The organism is Pseudooceanicola sp. NS-SX9 (assembly GCF_057380705.1).
The window spans coordinates 1302149-1311134 of the sequence record NZ_CM170818.1 but is presented as its reverse complement, the minus strand read 5'-3'; the positions used below and the strand labels follow the sequence as shown (position 1 = coordinate 1311134).

Below are 8986 nucleotides of genomic sequence, written 5' to 3'. Positions count from 1 at the left end.
ACAAAAGACGAGTCCGATTAACAAAGGATTGATGACGCAAGGGGGGCTTCACGAAGATGATGACGGCGGTGGACAGCCAGGGGCGCGTCGTCCTTGCCATCCTTCTGCGCGAGGCGCGGGTGCGGCACGGGCGCTCGCGGCTGGGCTATGCCTGGGCGGTGATCGAGCCCGTCGCGCTGATCCTGTTCCTGACGCTGGTGTTCCGGCAGTTCCGTTCGGACGGGATCGCGGGGCATGACTTTGCGCTGTTCTTCGCGACGGGCGTGCTGCCCTTCAACCTGTTCCGCAGCGCCAGCCAGTACGGCTCGGGCGCGCTTGAGGCGAACCGGCCGCTGTTCCATTATCCCCCCGTGCAGCCCGTAGACGCGGTGATCGCCCGCGTCCTGCTGGAGGCCGCGACGGCGCTGGTCGTGATGGCGCTGGTCTTCGGCGCCCAGATCGCCTGGCTGCGGGCGCCCCTGCCCGCCCATCCGCTGCAGATCCTGGGCGTGCTGGGGATGGCCACGGGACTGGGCTTCGGCATGGCGATGTGTCTGGCGACGGTGCGCGAATGGCTGCCCGCGCTCGGCCATCTGTACGGAGTGCTGATGGGACCGGCGTTCCTGTTGTCGGGGATCTTCTTCTCGCTGCATGCGATGCCGCCCGGGGCGCGGGCGGTGCTGGTGTGGAACCCGTTGATCCATATCGTGGAAGGGGTGCGATCGGGCTATCTGGCGGGTTACCGGGCGCCGGAACTGGACCTGGCCTACCTGGGCTGGTTCGCCGCCGGATCGGTGGTGCTGGGGCTGACGCTGACGCTGACCTTCGGAAAGAAGCCCGCATGATCACGCTGCGCGAGGTCTCGAAGCACTATCCGCTGTCGCAGGGCCGGCAAAGGCCCATCCTGCAACAGGTCAGCCTGCAGATCCCGCCCTGCAACCTGGCGGTGCTTGGGCGCAATGGCCAGGGCAAATCCACCCTGCTACGCATGGTCGCCGGGATCGAGAAACCCGACCGCGGCCGCATCGACTGCACCGGTCCGGTGTCCTGGCCCATCGGGTTCCGCGGCTCGTTCCACCGCCAGCTGAGCGGCGCCGAAAACGTCCGCTTCGTCGCCCGCATCTACCGGCAGAACACCGAATACGTCACCGCCTTCGTCCGCGATTTCGCCGAGCTGGGGCCGTTCTTCGACCAGCCGGTCAAGGCCTATTCGACGGGGATGCTGGGGCGACTGGCGTTCGGGCTGTCGATGGCCATCCCCTTCCGCCTCTATCTGGTGGACGAGGTCCTGGGCGCCGGCGACAGCCATTTCCAGGCGAAATGCCGGCAGGCCTTCCGCGCCCGTGCCGCCGAGGCGCAGCTGGTCATGGTGTCCCATTCGATGCCGATGCTGCGCGAATTCTGCGAGGCGGCACTGGTCCTCGACAACGGAACCTTAACCTTCTTCCCCGATCTCGAGGAAGGCATCGCCCGGTACGAGCAGGTCAACGGCACCGCCCGGCCCGTTCCCGAACCCTCGCTGAGCAGATCATGAGCACAAGATGAGCACGCCCCGGCAGATCCCCCGCCCCCCCGCTCCGGGCCCCGCCACGCCGCGGGTGCTGCCGGTGCCCCCGCCCGATCCCGGCCAATGGCGCGCCCAGGCCCGCCGGCGCCGCTGGGTCTGGCTGTCGGCGCTGCCCTGCGTGGTGCTGCCGGTGCTGCTGGCGATCTGGTACTACGGCTTCGTCGCCGCCGATCGCTATGCGGTCGAGATGAAGTTCTCGGTCCGCTCGCCCTCGGGCTATGCACCCGCCGACATGCTGGGGGTGATGACGGGGATGGCCTCGGCCGGATCGACGCTGCTCGACAGCTACATGGTCGAAGATTACATCGACAGCGGCGCCGCGCTGCGGGCGCTGGACCGGCAGATGGACCTGCGCGCGATCTATGCCTCGCCACTTGCCGACCCGCTGGCGCGCATCGACCCTGACGCCTCGTTCGAGGATTTCCGCCGTCATTTCTGGTGGTTCCGCACCGTCTATCTGGACACCGGCAGCCAGGTCCTGACGGTCGAGGTGCAGGCCTTCACCCCCGACGACGCGCTGAAGGTCTCCCAGGGGTTGCTGGATCTGGTGGCGCGGCTGGTCAACGACATCTCGGAACGCGCGCGCCTCGACACCATGCGCGCCGCCGAGGCCGAGGTCGCCCGGGTCGAGGGCGAATTGCGCAGCCATCGCGCCGAACTCGCGCGCTTCCGCCAGAGCGAGCAGGACATTGACCCCACCGCCTCGGCCGGGGCGCAGCAGGGTCTGCTGAGCCATCTGGAAGGCCAGCTGGCGCAGCTGCGCGCCGAACGCGACACGCTGCTGCGCTTCGTGCGCCCCGATGCCCCGCCGGTCAAGATCCGCGACGGTCAGATCGCCTCGGTCGAGCAGGAGCTTGAGGCGCAGAAGGCTCGCTTGGGCACCGGCCGGGCGGATGCGGCGGGCGACACCTTCACCGACCGCGTCTCGACCTACGAGGCGCTCTCGGTGGATCTGGAATTCCTGCAGCGCAGCTATGTCTCGGCGTTGGCAGCGCTGGAGGCCGCCCGGATCGAGGCCGACCGTCAGCAGCGCTACCTGGCAACCTTCGTGGCCCCGGAACTACCGCAGGAACCGCTCTATCCCCGCCGGGTGCTGTCGGTGCTGCTGGTGACGGTGGTGGCGCTGCTGGCCTGGGCGATCACCGTCATGGGGGTCTACATCGTGCGGGAACATGCCGCATGAAGATCACCGCCATCACCCCCTGCCACCGCGAGGGGGCGCTGCTGGCGCGCACGCTGGCATCGCTGCTGGCCCAGGACATGCCGGATTTCGAGCTTTTGCTGGTTCTCGACGGCGCCGATGCCGCGACGCGCGCCATGGCGGACGGGATCGACGATCCGCGGATCCGTCGGCTGCCGCAGGCCAATGACGGGCTGTCCTCGGCGCGCAACAGGGCGCTTGGCCATGCGAAGGGCGACTGGATCTGCTTCCTTGATGGCGACGACACCCGCCCGCCCTGGGCCTTCCGCGCGCTGCTAGAGGCAGCCCGGGGCGCCGATCTGGTGCTGGCGCAGGGCCATCTGTCGGAACCCGACGACAGCCTGCATCCCTTCTACGACCGCGCCCTGCTGGACCGGCTGCAGACCCTGCCCGAGGGCGACCCGCTGGCCCGCGCCCTGGCCCAGCTGGCCGAGCCGCAATGCGCCAACAAGCTGATCCGCCGCGATCTGGTGGACCGTCACCGGCTGCGCTTTCCGAACGGCCATTTCTTCGAGGACATCCTGTTCCACACCCGCGCCGTGGCACTGGCGCCGCGCATCGCCGTCTGCGCCGCGCCCTGCTTTACCTACTATCGACGTCACGGCCATGCGCAGATCACCGGCGTCGGCGATGCCAAGCGCTTCGACATCCTGGCCGTCACGCGGATGACCCTGCAACAAAGCCTGCCGCAGGCCCGCGATCCGCTGTTCCGCCTGGCCGTGCTGCTGTCCTGCGCCCGGCTGATCCGCTGGTGCGAAAGCGTGCTGTCACATCACCACCGCAGTGCCTTCCGCAGCCTGACGGCCGCGACCTTCGCGCTGTCGGATCCGCTCTGGCGGCAGCTGCCGCCCTTGCCGCCCGCGCTGTCGGAACAGGCCGATCTGCACCGCTGGATGGCGGATCTGCTGGCCGATCCGCGCCTGCCCTCGCGCCCACAGGAGGTCCCTCATGGCAAACCCGGTCTGCTGCACCGCCTTTGGCCACAGCGTCTGGCTTGATCCCGGCACCGAAGGGTTCCTGCTGCACGACAGCCTCTGGCGACTGCGCGAGATCTACGAGCCCGCCATCGCCCGCAGCCCCCTGCCCGCCACGGGCCGGGCGGTGGATGTGGGGGCGGGCTTTGGCGCCTTCGCCCTGCCCTTCGCCTGCGCCTTCCCCGGCTGGCAGATCACCTGCTACGAGCCCCATGCCCCCAGCCACGCGGCGCTTTTGCGCAATATCGAGGCCCTGGGCCTGCAATCCCGCGTGACGGCCATCAACGCCGCCCTGCTGCCGGGGCCCGGGCGGCTGCGCCACGATCCCGAAAAACCCGGCTTTTGCGCCGCGGACCAGCCGCCCTGGCAGGATCTGCCGCCCCTCGACTGTGCCGCGCTGCCCTTCGAAACCGTGGCCGGTCTGCGCCCAGCGCTGGTGAAATTCACCTGTCCCGGCCACGAAAGCGCCCTGCTGCAGGCGCTGGCCGACGCCCCGCCCGCCCTGCTGATCGGCGAAAGCTGGAGCGCACCGCCCACCACCGGACTGCCCACCGGCAGCCTGGTGCATGTGCCGCTGGCAGGCAGCCCCTTCCGCCTGCAGCAGAGCCCGCCGCCGCCGGGCCTCAGGCCCGGGCTGGACGTGGTGGTGGCGATGTACAATGCGGCGGCCACCATCCGCCCCTGCGTCGACGCGATCCTGTCCGAGGGGCGCCCCGACATCCGCGCGCTGGTGGTCGATGACGGATCGGTCGATGACAGCGCCCGGGTGGTGCGCGCGGCCTATGCGGGCGATCCGCGCGTGGTGCTGCTGCAGAAGGCCAACGGCGGCTGTGCCTCGGCGCGCAATTTCGGGCGGATGCAGTCGGATGCCGCTCATATCGCCTTCGTCGATGCCGATGACACGATGGACCGCGATTTCTTCGCCCGCCTGCTGGAGCTCGCCCGCTACAGCGGCGCCCCCATCGTGCAGGGCAGCTTTGCCCCGTTCGAGGACAGCCCCGAAGGGCCCCGTTTCGCCCCGCCGCCCGAACCCCATGCCGAGATGCCCCGCCAGCCCTTCGGCGAGGCCCAGTGGTATCCCCTGCCCTGGGAAGCCGCGGTGACCGGCCAGCCGACGATCTGGCGGCGCATCTATCGGCGCGATTTCCTCGATGCCCGCGACATCTGGTTCCCCGAACATATCCGTGCCTTCGACGACCTGCTGTTCCAGATCGTCTCGTGCCGCCATGCGGGGATGATCCCGGCGCGCGACGACCTGCGCTATCACTACCGCCAGCATCCCGGGCAGGACATCCGGGCGGGCGACGAAAGGATGCTCTACAGCCTCGAGATGTACCGCCTGATCCTGCGCCGCGCCGTGGCCGAGGGCTGGGAGCGTTTCGACCCCGTCGCGGTGTCGTTCTTCAACACGCTGCACTGGACGCTGCAGACCATCCGCCCCGACCTTGCGCCCGCCGTGCTGGAAGGCGGGGCCGAGCTGTGGGCGCTGATGCGCAAGGTCTTCGGGTCGCAGGCGCTGGCGGGCTGCGACCGCTCGGCCGGGCTGCCGGTGGCCTTCGCCCGGCACCTGCGCACCACCGAAGCCCAGCTGGCGCGCTTTGGCGACAGCTATGCCTTTGCCTATCTCGACAGTGCGGCGCTGCATGTGGACATGGCGATGGCCTGAAGACCGCGGCAACGGCTCGCACGCTGCGGATGCCATCGGCCCGTGCAAAGGACCCCGGAGCCCTCTGCCCCGGTCAGGACAGCGAATGCGGCCCCCCTAGTCGGCGCAACGTTCGCGAAAGGCCTCGTGCAGGGCGCGGGCCTGGATGCGGCGCCGCCACAGGCGGGTTTCCATCGCCACCGGGTTCGGCGCCTCGACGTAGATCTCGTTGGCCAGCTTGCGCGCCACGTAGCCCGCCAGCAGATGCGGGCGGCGCGGCAGGGTGCGCAGGTCTTCCAGCCGGGCGCGCGCCGCGGGATCGAAGACCGGGTTGGCCAGCGGATCCTCGGGCAGCGGGGCGGCGCGGAACCAGTCGTACAGCGCCAGATCGTCGCCCAGGGCCGCGCGGATTTCCTGATCCGCGCCGGGCCAGTCGATGCCGGTTTGGGCCGAGGTGTTCTCGGCCCGAAGGCCTGCGGGATCCAGACCCAGATCCGCCAGCAGCGCCGCCTGCGCCGGGCTGGCCCGCGCCACGTCAAAGACCGTGTCCATCCCCTGCAGCACCAGCTTGGCGGCCTGCAGCCGGGACTGGCCTTCGGTGCGCAGGCTGGGGAACGGCGCCGTCAGAAAGTTGCAGATCACGTTGCCCGAACGCGCCAGGAAAGCCTCGGCCGAGGGCGGCTGCCAGCCTTCCGCCCGCAGCCCCATGTCGAAGCGGTACTGGCTTTTGACCCGCTCCACCGGGTCACGCAGCGCGGTGGCAAAGCGGATCTCGCCCGCCATGTAGGGCAGCATCGCCTCGTGCAGCCAATGGCCGATCACCGCGCGCAGCGCCTGGGGGTTCGGCATTTCCAGGAATTCCGGGCGCCCCTCACGCAGGTTGGCAATCAACGAGGTGCTTTGATAGAAGGCGGCCTCGGGCAGCGCGCGCTTGAGCGCCAGCATCAGCGAGGTCCCTGCGCATTTCGGCACATGGACAAAGAACAACCGCCTGGCCACCACCGATCCGCCCCCCTTTCCGCATCCTCCCTTCGGGTTATCTCCGAAGCAGGCTAAACAAGTGGTAAACGCCGCCTCTCGCGACGGGACGCCCCCGGCCGAAGGGATATTTCCCCTTGCCTGTGCCGCCCCTATGGGCGAGTGCAGGAAGCTGAACCGCGCCCCCGCCGGGGCGCCCCCGCAGACCTAGGTGAAGGCAGGCAAGATGATCCAGACTCCCTATTACCTGATCGACAAGGCGCATCTGCTGCGCAACATGGAGAAGATCGCCACCCTGCGCGCGGCCTCGGGCGCGAAGGCGCTGCTGGCGCTCAAGTGCTTTGCCACCTGGTCGGTCTTCGACCTGATGAGCGAGTATATGGATGGCACGACCTCTTCCTCGCTCTACGAGGTCAAGCTGGGGCGCGAGAAATTCCCCGGCGAGACCCATGCCTATTCCGTCGCCTGGAAAGATGACGAGATGGCCGAGGTTCTGGCCAATTCCGACAAGATCATCTTCAACACCGCCAACCAGCTGCGGCGTTTCGAAGCCGAAAGCCGGGGCCATGTACGCGGGCTGCGGGTGAACCCGGGCGTGTCGACCAGCGGCTTCGATCTGGCCGATCCGGCGCGGCCGTTTTCGCGGCTGGGCGAACATACCCCCGAGGATATCGAGCCCGTCGCCGATCTGATCAGCGGTTTCATGTTCCACAACAACTGCGAAAACGCCGATTTCGAGCGTTTCGACGCCATGCTGGGCATCATCCAGCAGCGTTTCGGCCATCTGATCCGCCGCATGGACTGGGTGTCGCTGGGCGGCGGCATCCACTTTACCGGAGAGGGCTATCCCCTTGAAAGGCTGGCGGAACGGCTGAAGCGCTTTGCAGGAGAGAACGAGGTCCAAGTCTATCTGGAACCCGGCGAGGCCGCGATCACCAAGACGACCACGCTGGAAGTGACGGTGCTGGACACGCTGCACAACGGCAAGAACCTGGCCATCGTCGACAGCTCGATCGAGGCGCATATGCTGGATCTGCTGATCTACCGCGAGCCTGCCAAGATGGCCGAGGCGGGCGACCAGGACTGGATGGTCTGCGGCAAGTCGTGCCTCGCTGGCGACATCTTTGGCGAGTTCAAGTTCGACCATGCGCTGAAACCCGGCGACCGGCTGTCGATCCAGGACGCGGCGGGCTATACGATGGTCAAGAAGAACTGGTTCAACGGCGTCAAGATGCCCGCCATCGCCATCCGCGAACTGGACGGCAGCGAACGGCTGGTGCGCGATTTCGGCTATGACGATTTCGCCAGCGCCCTGTCGTAAGGCGCTGTCTTAAGGGCGTCGCATGCGCCTGACACATATCCCCTCAACAGGAGACTAAGGAGGTCCCTACAGTTGAAACGAAACGTTCTCATCATCGGCGCCGGTGGCGTCGCTCAGGTCGTGGCGCATAAATGCGCGCAGAACAACGATGTGCTGGGCGAGATCCATATCGCCAGCCGGACGCTTGCCAAATGTGAAGCGATCCTTGAGTCGGTCCGTGACAAGGCCGCGATGAAGCAAGAGGGCGTGCTGAAGGCCCATGCCGTCGATGCCATGGACAGCGCAGCCGTCGCCGCCCTGATCCGCGAGACCGGCGTGGAGATCGTCATCAACGTGGGATCTGCCTTCGTCAACATGACCGTCATGGATGCCTGCATCGAGACGGGCGTGGCCTATATCGACACTGCAATCCACGAGGATCCGGCGAAGATCTGCGAGGCGCCGCCGTGGTACGGCAACTACGAATGGAAAAAGCGCGACCTGTGCGCGCAAAAGGGCGTGACGGCGATCCTGGGCGCGGGCTTTGACCCGGGCGTGGTGAATGCCTTTGCGCGCTTTGCCATCGACCAGATGGACGAGGTGAAATCCATCGACATCGTCGACATCAATGCGGGCAGCCACGGCAAGTATTTCGCCACGAATTTCGACCCCGAGATCAACTTCCGCGAATTCACCGGCACCGTCTACTACTGGGAAGACCAGACGTGGAAGGAAACCAGCATGTTCGCCTCGGGCCGCGAATGGGATCTGCCGGTGGTGGGGATGCAGAAGGCCTACCAGTCGGGTCATGACGAGGTGCATTCGCTGGCGGCGAACTATCCGCAGGCCGATGTGCGCTTCTGGATGGGCTTTGGCGATCACTACATCAACGTCTTCACGGTGCTGAAGAACCTCGGCCTGCTGTCGGAACAGCCGGTGGTCACCGCCGAGGGCCAGGAAGTGGTGCCGCTGAAGCTGGTGAAGGCGGTGTTGCCCGATCCGGCGTCGCTGGCCGAGAATTACACCGGCAAGACCTGCATCGGCGATCTGGTGAAGGGCGTGAAGGACGGCAAGGACGTCGAGATCTTCGTCTACAATGTCGCCGATCACGAGGAAGCCTGGGCCGAGGTCGGCAGCCAGGGGATTTCCTACACCGCCGGCGTGCCCCCGGTGGCGGCCGCCATGCTGGTGGCGAGCGGCGAATGGGATGCCGGCACGATGAAGAACGTCGAGGAGCTGGACCCCAAGCCCTTCTTCCGCCTGCTGGACGTGATGGGCCTGCCGACCCGCGTGCAGATCGGTGGCCTGGGCGGCGAGGACCGCGCCTGGGACGCCTGAGCGC

Annotated in this window: 8 protein-coding genes; 7 read left to right on the top strand and 1 reads right to left on the bottom strand. The window is 67.5% G+C overall.

The window, feature by feature from the left end; all coding sequences use genetic code 11:
* Positions 1 to 56 precede the first annotated feature (56 nt).
* The 5 genes from AC2ITM_RS06240 to AC2ITM_RS06220 are packed head-to-tail and all read left to right on the top strand — an operon-like array spanning position 57 to position 5387.
* The gene (locus tag AC2ITM_RS06240; protein WP_486468960.1) at positions 57 to 824 is read left to right on the top strand and encodes an ABC transporter permease; all 768 of its coding nucleotides are present in this window, start codon (positions 57 to 59) and stop codon (positions 822 to 824) included.
* Positions 821 to 1513: an ABC transporter ATP-binding protein gene (locus AC2ITM_RS06235; protein WP_486468959.1), complete on the top strand. Its 693-nt coding sequence runs from the start codon at positions 821 to 823 to the stop codon at positions 1511 to 1513. The genes AC2ITM_RS06240 and AC2ITM_RS06235 overlap by 4 nt, the downstream gene beginning before the upstream one ends.
* Positions 1514 to 1520: 7 nt before the next feature.
* Positions 1521 to 2729: a KpsE/RkpR family capsule polysaccharide export protein gene (locus AC2ITM_RS06230; protein ID WP_486468958.1), complete on the top strand. Its 1209-nt coding sequence runs from the start codon at positions 1521 to 1523 to the stop codon at positions 2727 to 2729.
* Positions 2726 to 3745, top strand: a complete 1020-nt coding sequence (locus tag AC2ITM_RS06225) for a glycosyltransferase family 2 protein (protein WP_486468957.1) — start codon at positions 2726 to 2728, stop codon at positions 3743 to 3745. Before AC2ITM_RS06230 ends, AC2ITM_RS06225 begins: the two co-directional genes overlap by 4 nt.
* Positions 3696 to 5387, top strand: a complete 1692-nt coding sequence (locus tag AC2ITM_RS06220) for a glycosyltransferase (RefSeq protein WP_486468956.1) — start codon at positions 3696 to 3698, stop codon at positions 5385 to 5387. Before AC2ITM_RS06225 ends, AC2ITM_RS06220 begins: the two co-directional genes overlap by 50 nt.
* 96 nt (positions 5388 to 5483) lie before the next feature.
* On the opposite strand, the gene AC2ITM_RS06215 is transcribed toward AC2ITM_RS06220, so the two are convergent.
* On the bottom strand, positions 5484 to 6365 hold the full coding sequence (locus tag AC2ITM_RS06215; RefSeq protein ID WP_486468955.1) for a hypothetical protein: 882 nt from the start codon (positions 6363 to 6365) through the stop codon (positions 5484 to 5486).
* 208 nt (positions 6366 to 6573) lie between these two features.
* Between AC2ITM_RS06215 and AC2ITM_RS06210 the strand changes: the two genes are divergently transcribed.
* The gene (locus AC2ITM_RS06210; RefSeq protein ID WP_486469400.1) at positions 6574 to 7665 is read left to right on the top strand and encodes a carboxynorspermidine decarboxylase; all 1092 of its coding nucleotides are present in this window, start codon (positions 6574 to 6576) and stop codon (positions 7663 to 7665) included.
* A gap of 72 nt (positions 7666 to 7737) precedes the next feature.
* The gene (locus AC2ITM_RS06205) at positions 7738 to 8982 is read left to right on the top strand and encodes a saccharopine dehydrogenase family protein (RefSeq protein WP_486468954.1); all 1245 of its coding nucleotides are present in this window, start codon (positions 7738 to 7740) and stop codon (positions 8980 to 8982) included.
* Positions 8983 to 8986 lie beyond the last annotated feature (4 nt).